We start from the raw sequence: 306 nt of genomic DNA on the forward strand, positions 1-306 counted from the left end.
TAGTGCTCCACCTCGGCCGACGCGATCAGCAGAGAACATCCGCGCCCCCATACTTCCATTGCACCCCACAGCCTTGTTCACCAGCGACGCAGGTCCTTGCGTAGCTGGTCGTACCAGCTGCGGCGGTATCGGTCGGATTCCGGAGGCTGCGGGCCGAGTGCGACGACCTGGTCGGTGACGTCGTAGGTGAGGCGGTAGAGCAGGACGCCGGTGGCCGTCTCCAGCCACTGTTCCGTGCCGTTGGCGGGCGGTGCTGCTCTGAGAACGGTGACGAACCAGGCCGGCAGCAGTGACCGGCTCCTGGCC

General features: G+C 66.7%; 1 protein-coding gene. It reads right to left on the bottom strand.

Features of this window, described 5'->3' with window-relative positions:
- Positions 1 to 77: 77 nt before the first annotated feature.
- Positions 78 to 306, bottom strand: a 229-nt coding sequence (locus tag H4N64_RS44305) for a hypothetical protein (RefSeq protein WP_186288278.1), incomplete at its 5' end; no start/stop codon positions are given.

The organism is Streptomyces cupreus (assembly GCF_014257025.1).
In the GTDB taxonomy this organism is placed as follows: Bacteria; Actinomycetota; Actinomycetes; order Streptomycetales; family Streptomycetaceae; genus Streptomyces; species Streptomyces cupreus.